We start from the raw sequence: 12,567 nt of genomic DNA on the forward strand, positions 1-12,567 counted from the left end.
ATGTCGCGATGCTGCCGCTGGTCGCCCTGGTTGGACGGCCGAATGTCGGCAAGTCCACGCTGTTCAATGCGCTGACGCGCAGCCGTGACGCGCTGGTCCACGACCAGCCCGGCGTCACCCGCGACCGCCACTACGGGGTATGCCGGCTGCAGCCGGACACCCCGTTCGTGATCGTCGACACCGGCGGCATCTCCGGCGAAGAGGAAGGCCTGGCCGGCGCCACTGCCGAGCAGGCGCGCGCCGCCGCCGGCGAGGCCGACCTGATCCTGTTCGTGGTCGATGGTCGCGAGGGATCGTCCGCGCTCGACGACGAGATCCTGGCCTGGCTGCGCAAGCTGGCGCGGCCGACCCTGCTGCTGATCAACAAGATCGACGGCACCGACGAGGACCAAGTGCGCGCCGAATTCGCGCGCTACGGTCTCGGCGACGCCATCGCGGTCTCCGCCGCGCATCGCCACGGCATCGACGACCTGCTCGACGAGGTCCTGGAGCGGCTGCCGGAAGAGGGCGCTGGCGAGACCCTGGACACCGACCCGGCGCGCATGCGCATCGCCTTCGTCGGCCGCCCGAACGTGGGCAAGTCGACCCTGGTCAATCGCCTGCTGGGCGAGGAGCGCATGATCGCCTCCGAAGTCCCCGGCACCACCCGCGACTCGATCGCGGTGGATCTGGAGCGCGACGGCCGCCTGTACCGTCTGATCGACACCGCCGGCCTGCGTCGCCGCGGCCGCGTCGAGGAGGCGGTGGAGAAGTTCAGCGCGTTCAAGACGCTGCAGGCGATCGAACAGTGCCAGGTCGCGGTGCTGATGCTCGATGCCGGCGAGGGCGTGACCGACCAGGACGCGACCGTGCTCGGCGCGATCCTCGACGCCGGCCGCGCCCTGGTGGTGGCGATCAACAAGTGGGACGGGCAGAGCGACTACCAGCGTGCGCAGGCCGAAGACCTGCTGTCGCGCAAGCTCGGCTTCGTCAGTTGGGCCGAGGCGGTGCGCATCTCCGCCAAGCATGGCTCGGGCCTGCGCGAGCTGTTCCAGGCGATCCATCGCGCGCACGCCTCGGCGGTGCGCGAGTTCAGCACCAGCGAAGTCAACCAGGCGCTGGAAATCGCCTACGAAAGCAATCCGCCGCCGAGCATCCGCGGCCACGTCTCCAAGCTGCGCTACGTGCATCCGGGCGGCAGCAATCCGCCGACCTTCATCGTCCACGGCACGCGCCTGAAGGTGCTGCCGGAGTCGTACAAGCGCTACCTGGAGAACTTCTTCCGCAAGCGCTTCAAGCTGGTCGGCACGCCGGTGCGCTTCATGTTCCGCGAAGGCGCCAATCCGTACGAAGGCAAGAAGAACGTGCTGACCGAGCGCCAGATCGCCAAGAAGCGGCGCCTGATGAAGCACGTCCGCGGCAAGTAGTCGCACGATGGATACGCGGCGCGCGATCACCCTCGGCATTCTCGCCGGCGGCCGCGCGCAACGCCTGGGCGGATGCGACAAGGCCTGGCTGCAGCGCGACGGGCAGGCGCAGGTGCAATGGCTGGTGCAGGCGCTGGCGCCTCAGGTCGCCCAAGTGCTGGTCAGCGCCAACCGCAGCTTGCCGCGCTATGCCGCCATTGGCCTGCAGGCCGTGCCGGACCGCGTCGCACCACCGGCCGGGGCGGAACGTTCCTTGGGACCGATCGCCGGGCTGGACGCGCTTGCCGCCGCCTGTGCCACGCCCTGGCTGCTGACCGTGCCGGTCGATATCTGCGTGTTGCCGCGTGATCTGCCTGCGGTGCTGGCCGCAGCCGCTGACGAGTGCGATGGCGCCTGGGTCGAGGATGCCACCGGCGCGCAGCCGCTGGTGGCGCTGTACCGATTGGCCGCGCTGCGCCCGGCGCTGGAGGAGGCGCTGGCAGCCGCCCGCTACGCGCCACGCTCATTGCAGCAGCGCCTGCGGATGCGGCCGGTGCCGCTGCCGGAAATCGTGCTGGGCAATCTGAACACGCCGCAGGATCTGGCTGCAGCGGGTATCCTGCCGCCACCATGACCGACTATCCCTCCCGGATCGCCTACACCGACGCGCTGGCGATCGTCGCTGCCGCTGCGCGTGCCCGTCCCGTCAACAGCGAGCGCCTGGCGGCGTCGCGCGCCGATGGCCGCATCCTGCTGGAACCGCTGGATGCGCCGATCGACCTGCCGCCGTTCGCCAACAGCGCGATGGATGGCTTCGCGCTGCGCCATGCCGATCTGACCCCGGGGGCGGCGACCGACTTGCGGCTGGCCGGCGAGCAGTTCGCCGGCGCCGATCGGCACCAGGCGCTCGCGCCCGGCGAATGCCTGCGGGTCACGACCGGCGCGCCACTGCCGGCCGGGTCCGATACGGTGGTCATCAAGGAGAACGTGCACGAGCGCGATGGCCTCGTGCAGGTGCCGGACGGGCTCGCCGCTGGCGCGCATGTGCGGGCGCGCGGCGAAGACGTGCGCGCCGGCGAGCGCGTGCTCGAGGCCGGCATGCTGTTGACGCCTTCGCGCATCGGTCTGGCCGCGGCCTTGGGCGTGGACCAGCTGATGGTGGCGGCGCGGCCGACCGTGGCGGTGTTCGCCACCGGCGACGAACTGGTCGAGCCGGGCCTGCCGTTGCAGCCGGGGCAGATCTACAACAGCAACCGCGACATGCTGATGGCGCAACTGCGCCTGCTCGGCCTGGCGCCGACCGCGTGGCCGACCCTGCCGGACGATCCGCAGCGCATCCAGGCCATGCTCGCCGACGCCGCCTCGGCGTTCGACGTGGTGCTGACCTGCGGCGGCGTCTCAGCCGGCGAGAAGGACTACCTGCCGCGGCTGCTGGCCGAGCACGGCCGCATCCTGTTCTGGAAGGTGCGCATGCGCCCGGGCATGCCGCTGCTGTTCGGCGAGTGGGACCGCGCCCTGTTCCTGGGTCTCCCGGGCAATCCGGTGTCGGTGCTGGCGACCTTCCTGGCGATCGGGCGACCGTTGCTGGATGCGCTGCAGCGGCGCAGCGAGCCGCATCGGGCCTGGCGCGCCCGGCTGGCGGCCGGCTGGGACAAACGCCACGACCGGCTGGAGTTTCTGCGCGGGCGCATGCGCTGCGACGCCCACGGTCAGCTGTGGGCAGAGCCGAATCCCGCGGACGGCTCGCATCGCCTGCGCGGCGCCGCCGACAGCGACGTGCTGCTGCGGCTGGAGGAGGGCGCACGCCAGTTCCAGGCCGGCGACGTGGTCGAGGTGGTGCCGTACTGAGGGCACCCCCTAAGCACCTGCATCCAACATCATCAAGCCGGATACAGGATGCCTGTGGGACTGGTTTCAGCGGGACGGGGCGTTCCCGGGCAAGCGCGTCGCGAGGTTCCTTCAGCCGCGCCGTCGACAGCGGACGCGGAACCGGTTTGCGCCGATAATGCGCGCATGGGCATTCGAGAACTCACTCCTGCACAGGCGCAGGCGCGGCAGGCGCATGGCGCGCGCCTGATCGACATCCGCGAGGAGCACGAGCGCGTCACCGGCATGGCCGAGGGCGCGCAGGGCGTGGCCCGCGCGCAGTTGCAGGCCGACCCGGCTGCCTATCTTGGCGCCGAGACCGAGGTGCTGCTGATTTGCCAGAGCGGCAAGCGCTCGCACGACACCGCATTGTTCCTGGAGCAGGCCGGTTACACCCATGTCGCTTCCGTGCTGGGCGGCACCACGCGCTGGCAGCGCGAAGGCTTGCCGTTGCAGCGACCGACGCTGGAACCGGCGCAGGAAGACTTCTTCGACCGCTATTCGCGGCATCTGCGCCTGCCCGAAGTCGGGGTCGAGGGCCAGCGCCGGCTGCATGCCGCGCGCGTGCTGCTGGTCGGTGCCGGCGGCCTGGGCTCGCCGGCCGGTTTCTACCTGGCCGCGGCCGGGGTGGGGCACTTGCGTATCGCCGACGACGACGTGGTCGAGCGCAGCAATTTGCAGCGGCAGATCCTGCACGGCGACGCGCGGATCGGCCAGGCCAAGGTGGACTCGGCCGCGGCGAGCCTGGGCGCGCTGAACCCGGGCGTGCGGGTGGAGGCGGTGCGCGAGCGGGTCACCGCGGACAACGTCGAGCGGCTGCTGCAGGACGTGGACGTGGTGCTGGACGGCTCGGACAACTTTCCCGCGCGCTACCTGCTCAACGATGCCTGCGTGAAGCTGGGCAAGCCGCTGGTGTACGGCGCGGTGCAGCGCTTCGAAGGCCAGGTCAGCGTGTTCGATGTCGGCCGTCGGCGCGGGCAGGCGCCATGCTACCGCTGCCTGTTCCCGGAGCCGCCGCCGCCGGAGTTCGCACCGAACTGTGCCGACGCCGGCGTGCTCGGCGTGCTGCCCGGCATCGTCGGCCTGCTGCAGGCCAACGAGGTCTTGAAGCTGCTGCTCGACATCGGCGAACCCCTGCGCGGCCGCCTGCTGCACTTCGATGCCCTGGCGATGCGCTTCCGCGAAACCCGCCTGTCCGCCGATCCGCAGTGTCCCTTGTGTGCGCCGGAGCGGCCGTTCCCTGGCTATATCGACTACGCGCGGTTCTGTGGGGCTGAGGGTTAGCTGCTACTAGGTGTCCCTGTTCGCAGCGGCACTCGTACCCTCATCCGCCCCTGCGGGGCACCTTCTCCCGGTGGGAGAAGGGAGATGCGGTCTCGATGGCTGAAGCAGCGTCGCGCACGCTCAAGCCCCTCTCCCTGCGGGAGAGGGGTTGGGGTGAGGGTACGGCGCGAAGCGACTCGCGATGCAGGGCAGCGCTGGCTTTCGTTGTACGCAGCGGCACCCGTACCCTCATCCGCCCCTTCGGGCACCTTCTCCCAGTGGGAGAAGGGAGGCGGGGTCTCGATGGCTGAAGCAGCGTCGCGCACGCTCAAGCCCCTCTCCCTGCGGGAAAGGGGTTGGGGTGAGGGTGCGGCGCACAGCGCGCGACCGCTTGCATGTCGCACAAAAGGTTCCTTGCGCGCAGCACGCAGTGCGCCGCGTCTCATGTCGCATCCCGCTCCATGGGGATGCTGCGGCCTTGTGCGTAGAATCGGCGCATGACCAGTGCAGCCGACAGCAGCGAATTGATCAAGGTGGTAGCGCTGCTCGGCGCGGCCGTGGTGGCGGTGCCGGTGTTTCGCAGGCTCGGCCTGGGGTCGGTGCTCGGCTATCTCGCCGCCGGCCTGGCGATCGGGCCGTTCGGCCTGGGCTGGTTCTCCGATCCGCAGGCGATCCTGCACGTCGCCGAATTGGGCGTGGTCATGTTCCTGTTCGTGATCGGCCTGGAAATGCGGCCCTCGCACCTGTGGAGCCTGCGCAAGCAGATCTTCGGCCTGGGTACCGCGCAGATCATCGTCTGCGCGAGCGTGCTGACCGGGGTCGGACTGGCCTTCGGCTTTCCATTGCCGGTGGCCTTCATCGCGGCCTCCGGCTTCGTGCTGACCTCTACCGCGGTGGTGATGCAGTTGCTCGGCGAGCGCGGCGACATCGCTTTGCCGGCGGGGCAGAAGATCGTCGCGATCCTGCTGTTCGAAGACCTGTTGATCGTGCCGCTGCTGGCGGTGGTGGCGTGGATGGCGCCGGTACCGGTGGACGCGTCTGCGCCGTCGCGCTGGATCGGCATCGGTATCGGCGCCGCGGCGATCGTCGGCCTGCTGGCGGCGGGGCGCTGGCTGCTCAACCCGCTGTTCCGGCTGCTGGCGGCGGCCAAGGCGCGTGAGGTGATGACCGCGGCCGCCCTGCTGGTGGTGCTGGGCGCGGCGCTGCTGATGCAGCTCGGCGGGTTGTCGATGGCAATGGGCGCGTTCCTGGCCGGCGTGCTGCTGTCCGAATCGACCTTCCGCCACCAGATCGAAGCCGACATCGAACCGTTCCGCGGCATCCTGCTGGGGCTGTTCTTCCTCGGTGTCGGCATGGCGCTGAACCTGGCGGTGGTGGCGGCCAACTGGACGCTGATCCTCAGCGGTGTGCTTGCCTTCATGGCGGCCAAGGCCGCGTGCATCTACCTGGTCGCGCGGCTCACCGGCAGCGGCCATGCGCAGGCGCTGGATCGCGGCGTGCTGATGGCGCAGGGCGGCGAGTTCGCCTTCGTGCTGTTTGCCGCCGCCAGCGGTGCCGGCGTCATCGACGCGCAGATCAATGCCAACCTGACCGCCATCGTGGTGCTGTCGATGGCGCTGACGCCGCTGTTCGTGCTGCTGTACCGGCGCTGGGCACCGGTGGAGGCACCGTCGATGGAAGGCGTAGATGCAGCCGACGGCCTCACCGGCAGCGTGCTGATCATCGGTTTCGGCCGCTTCGGCCAGGTCGCCAGCCAGTCGCTGCTGGCGCGCGACGTGGACGTGACCATCATCGACAACGACATCGAGATGATCCAGAGCGCGGCCAAGTTCGGCTTCAAGATCTACTACGGCGACGGCACGCGTCTGGACGTGTTGCACGCCTCCGGCGCGCACAGCGCTCGCGCCATCGCGGTGTGCGTGGACAACCGCGAGGCGGCCAACCGCATCGTCGAGTTGGCCACCACCGAGTTTCCGCAGGCCAAGCTGCTGGTGCGCTCCTACGACCGCGAGCACGCGCTGGAGTTGATCGCCGCCGGCGTCGACTACCACATTCGCGAGACCTTCGAATCGGCGGTGGAATTCGGCCAGGCCGCGCTGATCGAACTGGGCATGGACGAGAGCGAGGCGCGCTCCATCGCCCGCGAGATCCGTCGCCGCGATGCAGAGCGGCTGGAACTGGAGATCGCCGCCGGCGACGTGCGTGCTGGCAGGGGCCTGATGTACGGCAACATCACCCCAGTGGTGCCGACCCCGACTCCGTTCACGCCGCCACGGCGCGAGAGCCGCACGCTCAATCCGGAAGGCGTGCCGGTCGAGCCCGGCGAGCCGCGTCGCGGCGATTAGCCACGGCAAGGCAGCATTGTGTGCGGTGCCCGTGTGGGAACCGATAGGGACTTGCGGCGAGCCCGCCGGATGCACCGTGGGAGGGACTTCAGTCCCGACGCATTGCGCTTTCGGAAGCACACACCACTTTGCGCGTCGTGGCTGCATGACAGTCGACTCCCGGGTACCTTTCGAGTACCCCGCCCGAGCGATGCCGCCTCAGCGCAGGAACGCCTGCAGCGCCCGAACGTAGCCCGGATCGTCGCTGATGTCGTTGTGGTCGGCCTGCGCGAAGGCGACCACGGTCGGGCGTTGCGCCAGGGCCTCGAGCAGGGCATCGGTGCTGCTCGGCGGCACCACCTGATCGCGGCCGGCGCGCAGAATCAGCAGTGGGCCGCCATAGGCGCGCAAGGCGCGCGCAGAGTCGTAGCGATCGCGCAGCAGCCAGCGCACCGGCGCCCAGGGGTAGTGCGCCTGCGCCGCCGACATCAGGCTGTCGAACGGCGTCACCAGCACCAGCTGCGCCACCGCGCGCCGCGCCGCCAACTGGCTGGCCACGCCGCTGCCCAGGCTGCGCCCCAGCACCGCGATCTGTGCCTGTGGTTGCGCGGCGCGCACATGGTCGTACAGCGCCACGGCATCGCCCACCAGTGCGGTCTCGCTGGGCTTGCCGTCGCTGGCGCCGTAGCCACGGTAGGCGAGCAGGTAGAGGCTGTGGTCGGGCAGGGCGGCCTGCAACTGCGCGCGGGCGACACGCAGATCCTCGGCATTGCCGCCGAAGTACAGCAGCACCTTGTCGCGACCGGGATTGACCTGCCAGCCGCGCAGCTCCACGTCCGCGCCGCGACGCAGCGCGAAATCGGTCTGCGCCGGTGCCACCCGCGTGCCCTGCGGGAAATACAGCAGGTCGCGCTGGCCCAGGTAGAGCAAGGCACAGACCAGCACATAGGCCGCGGCGAGAATGGCCGCCGCGATCGCGGTGTAACGCAGCATCGCGCTAGCCGTGCTTGCGCTGCGCCTCGGCGAAGGCGGCCAGTTGCTCAGGTGTGGCCTCGGCCTGGTGCTGCGCCTTCCAGTCGGCGAACGGCATGCCGTAGACGCGCTCGCGCGCCTGCTCCTTGCTGAGGTCTTCGCCTTCGGCGGCCGCCGCCTCGCGATACCAGTCGGCCAGGCAGTTGCGACAGAACCCGGCCAGGATCATCAGGTCGATGTTCTGCACGTCAGGGCGGACCTGATTGAGGTGCTGCAGCAGGCGACGGAAGGCGGCGGCCTCGATGCGGGTGGTGTCGGTCATGGCGGAATCGGGGACAATGGACATCCCCCGACTCTACACCCGCCCGCCCCGATGACCGATTCCGTGCCCGTCTCCTCCGTCCCGGCCCGCATCCTCGACGGGCGGCGCATCGCCGAAGACCTGCTCGACGAGCTCAAGGCGCGGGTCGACGCGCGGCTGGCGGCCGGGCAGCCGCGGCCCGGATTGGCGGTGGTGCTGGTGGGCGGCGATCCGGCCTCGGCGGTGTACGTGCGCAACAAGCGCCGCGCGGCCGAAAAGGTCGGCATCGAGGCGTTCGACTACGACCTGCCGGCGGGCACCAGCGAAGCCGAACTGCTGGCGCTGATCGACCGGCTCAATGCCGATCCCAAGATCCACGGCATCCTGGTGCAGTTGCCGCTGCCGGGCATCCCCGATGCCAGCCGGCTGATCCACCGCATCGATCCGCGCAAGGACGTGGACGGCTTCCATCCGGAAAACGTCGGCCACCTGGCGCTGCGCGAATTCGGCCTGCGCCCGTGCACGCCGCGCGGCATCGTCACCCTGCTGGCGCACACCGACCAGCCGGTGCGCGGGCGCAACGCCACCATCGTCGGCGTCAGCAACCACGTCGGCCGGCCGATGGCGCTGGAACTGCTGATCGCCGGCTGCACGGTCAGTTGCTGCCACAAGTTCACCCCGCCGGAGGTGCTGCAGGCGCGCGTGCGCGACGCCGACATCCTGGTGGTGGCGGTGGGCCGGCCGGGGCTGATCCCGGGCGAGTGGGTCAAGCCCGGTGCGGTGGTGATCGACGTCGGCATCAACCGCCTTGACGACGGCCGCCTGGTCGGCGACGTCGGCTTCGACGCGGCGGCGCAGCGCGCCAGCTGGATCACCCCGGTGCCGGGCGGGGTCGGGCCGATGACCGTGGCCACGCTGATGCAGAACACGATCGAGGCCGCTGAGGCGGCGGGGAGTCGGGATTCGGGATCGGGGATTCGTTGAGGGCAGTGGCCGGGATTGGGGAGTGGGGATTCGGGATTCGTTGAAGGCTGCGCGGGATTGGGGATTCGGGATTCGGGATTCGTTAAAGGCAACAGCAAAAGCGCATGCGCGGCCTTTCCGGTTTGCATGCGGGATCGGCAGGCCGTCGAGATCGCCCTGCTGAAAGAGAGGCAAACGGCACGACCGCGCAGGGCGAGGTCTTGACGAATCCCCACTCCCGACTCCCAAATCCCCGCCCCAATGCGTTAAAATGCCGCGCTTCCCCACACTCGGGTCCGCCGATGCTGCGCATCCAGGCTGAAGCTCTCACCTACGACGACGTCTCGCTCGTCCCCGCCCATTCGACCGTCCTGCCCAAGGACGTCAGCCTGGAAACCCGGCTGACCCGCGACCTGCGCCTGAAACTGCCGATCCTCTCGGCCGCGATGGACACGGTCACCGAGCACCGCCTGGCGGTGGCCATGGCCCAGCTCGGCGGCATCGGCATCATCCACAAGAACCTGACCCCGGCGCAGCAGGCGGCCGAAGTGGCCAAGGTCAAGAAGTTCGAGGCCGGCGTCATCACCGAGCCGTTCACGGTCGGTCCGGAGACCACCATCGGCGAGGTGCTCAAACTCACCCGCGCCCGCAACATCTCCGGCGTGCCGGTGGTCGACGGCAGCGAACTGGTCGGCATCGTCACCAGCCGCGACATGCGCTTCGAGAAGAAGCTCGACGATCCGGTCCGCCACATCATGACCAAGAAGGATCGCCTGGTCACCGTGCGCGAAGGCGCCAGCGACGAGGAAGTGCTGCAGCTGCTGCACCGCCATCGCATCGAGAAGATCCTAGTGGTCAACGACGGCTTCGAGCTGCGCGGCCTGATCACGGTCAAGGACATCCAGAAGAAAACCGACAACCCCAACGCCGCCAAGGACGCCGCCACGCGGCTGCTGGTCGGCGCCGCGGTGGGCGTCGGCGGCGATACCGAGCAGCGCATCGAACTGCTGGCCGCGGCCGGCGTGGACGTGGTCATCGTCGACACCGCGCACGGCCATTCGCAGGGCGTCATCGACCGCGTGGCCTGGGTCAAGAAGACCTACCCGCAGCTGCAGGTGATCGGCGGCAACATCGTCACCGGCGACGCCGCGCTGGCGCTGATGGACGCCGGCGCCGACGCGGTCAAGGTCGGCGTGGGTCCCGGCTCGATCTGCACCACGCGCGTGGTCGCCGGCGTCGGCGTGCCGCAGATCACCGCGATCGACATGGTCGCCGAGGCGCTGCAGGACCGCATCCCGCTGATCGCCGACGGCGGCATCCGCTACTCCGGCGACATCGGCAAGGCGCTGGTCGCCGGCGCCTCCACGGTGATGGTCGGCGGCCTGTTCGCCGGCACCGAGGAAGCCCCGGGCGAGGTCGAACTGTTCCAGGGCCGCAGCTACAAGAGCTACCGCGGCATGGGCAGCCTGGGCGCGATGGAGAAGGGCAGCAAGGACCGCTACTTCCAGGACGCCTCCGACGCCGACAAGCTGGTGCCGGAAGGCATCGAAGGCCGCGTGCCGTACCGCGGTCCGCTCAGCGGCATCATCCACCAGCTGATCGGCGGCCTGCGCGCGACCATGGGTTACGTGGGCTGCGCCACCATCGAGGACATGCGCACCAAGCCCAAGTTCGTCACCATCACCGGTGCCGGCCAGCGCGAAAGCCACGTCCACGACGTGCAGATCACCAAGGAACCGCCGAACTACAGGATGGGCTGACGCCCATCCGGGAATGGGGAATCGGGAGTCGGGAATCGATGAACCAGCGTCTGCACCGCTTTGCCCATTCCCGATTCCCCGTTCCCGATTCCCGGCCCCAATGACCAACATCCACAGCGACAAGATCCTCATCCTCGATTTCGGTGCGCAGTACACGCAGTTGATCGCGCGGCGCATTCGCGAACTGGGCGTGTATTGCGAGATCTGGGCGTGGGACCACGATCCGGCCGAGATCGCCGGCTTCGGGGCGAAAGGCATCATCCTCTCCGGCGGCCCGGAATCGACCACGCTGCCGGGCGCGCCGGCCGCGCCGCAGGAAGTGTTCGACAGCGGCCTGCCGATCTTCGGCATCTGCTACGGCATGCAGACCCTGGCCGCGCAGCTCGGTGGCGCCACCGAAGCGGCGGACCAGCGCGAGTTCGGCCATGCCGAGGTCGAGGTGGTCGCTGCCGATGCGCTGTTCTCCGGGTTGACCGATCACGCAGGCGCGTCGCGTTTGAACGTGTGGATGAGCCACGGCGACCACGTGTCGCAGGTGCCGCCGGGCTTCACCATCACCGCCGTCACCGACCGCATCCCGGTCGCGGCCATGGCCAACGAGGCCAAGCGCTGGTACGGCGTGCAGTTCCATCCGGAAGTCACCCACACCCTGCAGGGCCAGACGCTGCTGCGCCGCTTCGTGGTCGACGTGTGCGGCTGCGCCACGCTGTGGACCGCGGCCAACATCATCGACGACCAGATCGCCCGCGTGCGCGCCCAGGTCGGCGACGACGAAGTGATTCTCGGCCTGTCCGGCGGCGTCGATTCGTCGGTGGTCGCCGCGCTGCTGCACAAGGCGATCGGCGACAAGCTGACCTGCGTGTTCGTCGACACCGGCCTGCTGCGCTGGCAGGAAGGCGACCAGGTGATGGCGATGTTCGCCGAGCACATGGGCGTCAAGGTGATCCGGGTCAACGCCGCCGACCGCTACTTCCAGGCGCTGGCCGGCGTCAGCGATCCGGAAGCCAAGCGCAAGATCATCGGCAACCTGTTCGTGGAGATCTTCGACGAAGAGTCGAACAAGCTCCGCAACGCCAAGTGGCTGGCGCAGGGCACCATCTACCCGGACGTGATCGAGTCGGCCGGCAGCAAGACCGGCAAGGCCCACGTCATCAAGAGCCACCACAACGTCGGCGGCCTGCCCGAGCACATGAAGCTGGGCCTGGTCGAGCCGCTGCGCGAACTGTTCAAGGACGAAGTGCGGCGCCTGGGCGTCGAACTCGGCCTGCCGCGCAGCATGGTCTACCGACACCCGTTCCCCGGGCCCGGCCTGGGCGTGCGCATCCTCGGCGAAGTGAAGCGCGAGTATGCCGAACTGCTGGCCAAGGCCGATGCGATCTTCATCGACGAACTGCGCAAGGCCGACCTGTACGACAAGACCAGCCAGGCCTTCGCCGTGTTCCTGCCTGTGAAGTCGGTCGGCGTGGTCGGCGACGCCCGCGCCTACGAATGGGTGATCGCGCTGCGCGCGGTGGAGACCATCGACTTCATGACCGCGCACTGGGCGCACCTGCCTTATGATTTCCTCGGCACGGTGAGCAACCGCATCATCAACGAACTGCGCGGTGTCTCGCGGGTGGTCTACGACATTTCGGGGAAGCCGCCGGCGACGATCGAGTGGGAGTGAAATCAGGTCCTTCGGGGACTATCGCCAGCTATCGAAAAGTCGCCGCAACGTGTTGATCTGAAAGGAA

At 69.2% G+C, this 12,567-nt stretch carries 10 protein-coding genes; 8 read left to right on the plus strand and 2 right to left on the minus strand.

Going from position 1 to position 12,567, the window contains the following annotated elements; translation table 11 throughout:
- Window positions 1–8: 8 nt before the first annotated feature.
- The 5 genes from der (at window position 9) to SLW56_RS08240 (ending at window position 6,859) form a co-directional block, all read left to right on the plus strand.
- Entirely contained in the window at window positions 9–1,406 is a 1,398-nt protein-coding gene (gene der, locus SLW56_RS08220) for a ribosome biogenesis GTPase Der (protein WP_017913737.1), read from the plus strand.
- A 7-nt stretch (window positions 1,407–1,413) separates the two neighbouring features.
- Window positions 1,414–2,019, plus strand: a complete 606-nt coding sequence (locus tag SLW56_RS08225; protein ID WP_320694631.1) for a molybdenum cofactor guanylyltransferase — start codon at window positions 1,414–1,416, stop codon at window positions 2,017–2,019.
- Window positions 2,016–3,233: a gephyrin-like molybdotransferase Glp gene (gene glp, locus SLW56_RS08230; protein WP_320694632.1), complete on the plus strand. Its 1,218-nt coding sequence runs from the start codon at window positions 2,016–2,018 to the stop codon at window positions 3,231–3,233. The genes SLW56_RS08225 and glp overlap by 4 nt, the downstream gene beginning before the upstream one ends.
- Before the next feature lie 165 nt (window positions 3,234–3,398).
- A complete protein-coding gene (moeB, locus tag SLW56_RS08235; protein WP_320694633.1) occupies window positions 3,399–4,535 on the plus strand; it encodes a molybdopterin-synthase adenylyltransferase MoeB in 1,137 nt (378 codons plus the stop codon).
- Between the two features lie 476 nt (window positions 4,536–5,011).
- On the plus strand, window positions 5,012–6,859 hold the full coding sequence (locus SLW56_RS08240) for a monovalent cation:proton antiporter-2 (CPA2) family protein (RefSeq protein WP_267116912.1): 1,848 nt from the start codon (window positions 5,012–5,014) through the stop codon (window positions 6,857–6,859).
- Between the two features lie 198 nt (window positions 6,860–7,057).
- Here SLW56_RS08240 and SLW56_RS08245 read toward each other — a convergent pair whose 3' ends face one another.
- Both SLW56_RS08245 and SLW56_RS08250 read right to left on the minus strand, forming a co-directional pair.
- Window positions 7,058–7,831 carry an alpha/beta fold hydrolase gene (locus SLW56_RS08245; RefSeq protein WP_320694634.1) on the minus strand — a complete coding sequence of 258 codons (774 nt, stop codon included), beginning with the start codon at window positions 7,829–7,831 and terminating at the stop codon, window positions 7,058–7,060.
- A 4-nt stretch (window positions 7,832–7,835) separates the two neighbouring features.
- On the minus strand, window positions 7,836–8,132 hold the full coding sequence (locus SLW56_RS08250) for a DUF1244 domain-containing protein (protein ID WP_043092094.1): 297 nt from the start codon (window positions 8,130–8,132) through the stop codon (window positions 7,836–7,838).
- 51 nt (window positions 8,133–8,183) lie between these two features.
- On the opposite strand from SLW56_RS08250, the gene folD reads away from it, so the two are divergent.
- The 3 genes from folD (at window position 8,184) to guaA (ending at window position 12,500) form a co-directional block, all read left to right on the plus strand.
- A complete protein-coding gene (folD, locus tag SLW56_RS08255; protein WP_043092093.1) occupies window positions 8,184–9,095 on the plus strand; it encodes a bifunctional methylenetetrahydrofolate dehydrogenase/methenyltetrahydrofolate cyclohydrolase FolD in 912 nt (303 codons plus the stop codon).
- 281 nt (window positions 9,096–9,376) lie between these two features.
- Complete coding sequence (gene guaB / locus SLW56_RS08260) at window positions 9,377–10,834, plus strand: IMP dehydrogenase (protein ID WP_017917282.1); 1,458 nt, start codon at window positions 9,377–9,379, stop codon at window positions 10,832–10,834.
- 100 nt (window positions 10,835–10,934) lie between these two features.
- Window positions 10,935–12,500, plus strand: a complete 1,566-nt coding sequence (guaA, locus tag SLW56_RS08265; protein ID WP_010342916.1) for a glutamine-hydrolyzing GMP synthase — start codon at window positions 10,935–10,937, stop codon at window positions 12,498–12,500.
- The last annotated feature ends 67 nt before the right edge of the window (window positions 12,501–12,567 follow it).

Origin of the sequence: Xanthomonas sp. LF07-6 (assembly GCF_034105445.1) — a bacterium.
GTDB classification, from domain to species: domain Bacteria; phylum Pseudomonadota; class Gammaproteobacteria; order Xanthomonadales; family Xanthomonadaceae; genus Xanthomonas_A; species Xanthomonas_A sontii.

What these genes read in the sequence shown, in the direction of transcription:
- guaA (WP_010342916.1), top strand. Translation starts at nt 10,935, where the DNA reads ATGACCAACATCCACAGCGACAAGATCCTCATCCTCGATTTCGGTGCG.
- folD (WP_043092093.1), top strand. Translation starts at nt 8,184, where the DNA reads ATGACCGATTCCGTGCCCGTCTCCTCCGTCCCGGCCCGCATCCTCGAC.
- SLW56_RS08225 (WP_320694631.1), top strand. Translation starts at nt 1,414, where the DNA reads ATGGATACGCGGCGCGCGATCACCCTCGGCATTCTCGCCGGCGGCCGC.
- der (WP_017913737.1), top strand. Translation starts at nt 9, where the DNA reads ATGCTGCCGCTGGTCGCCCTGGTTGGACGGCCGAATGTCGGCAAGTCC.
- guaB (WP_017917282.1), top strand. Translation starts at nt 9,377, where the DNA reads ATGCTGCGCATCCAGGCTGAAGCTCTCACCTACGACGACGTCTCGCTC.
- SLW56_RS08245 (WP_320694634.1), bottom strand. Translation starts at nt 7,831, where the DNA reads ATGCTGCGTTACACCGCGATCGCGGCGGCCATTCTCGCCGCGGCCTAT.
- glp (WP_320694632.1), top strand. Translation starts at nt 2,016, where the DNA reads ATGACCGACTATCCCTCCCGGATCGCCTACACCGACGCGCTGGCGATC.
- moeB (WP_320694633.1), top strand. Translation starts at nt 3,399, where the DNA reads ATGGGCATTCGAGAACTCACTCCTGCACAGGCGCAGGCGCGGCAGGCG.
- SLW56_RS08240 (WP_267116912.1), top strand. Translation starts at nt 5,012, where the DNA reads ATGACCAGTGCAGCCGACAGCAGCGAATTGATCAAGGTGGTAGCGCTG.
- SLW56_RS08250 (WP_043092094.1), bottom strand. Translation starts at nt 8,132, where the DNA reads ATGACCGACACCACCCGCATCGAGGCCGCCGCCTTCCGTCGCCTGCTG.